Source organism: Paenibacillus sp. J22TS3 (assembly GCF_018403205.1).
Lineage (GTDB): Bacteria > Bacillota > Bacilli > Paenibacillales > Paenibacillaceae > Fontibacillus > Fontibacillus tuaregi.
This window is the reverse complement of sequence record NZ_BOSF01000053.1, coordinates 1-228: the sequence shown is the minus strand read 5'-3', so window position 1 is coordinate 228 and position 228 is coordinate 1. Positions and strand designations below refer to the sequence as shown.

Here is a 228-nt window from a genome sequence, read left to right as displayed (position 1 = left end):
CAGCCACCATTTAAAGAGTGCGTAATAGCTCACTGGTCGAGTGACTCTGCGCCGAAAATGTAACGGGGCTAAACACACCACCGAAGCTATGGCTTGATGCTTTGCATCAGGGGTAGGGGAGCGTTGTATGTGGGTTGAAGGTGTACCGGAAGGAGCGCTGGACTGCATACAAGTGAGAATGCCGGTATGAGTAACGAAAAGATCAGTGAGAATCTGATCCGCCGAAAG

General features: G+C 50.9%; 1 rRNA gene. It reads left to right on the top strand.

The features are described 5' to 3' along the window. Window positions 1–228 (top strand): 23S ribosomal RNA (locus tag KJS63_RS26010); the annotation flags it as partial.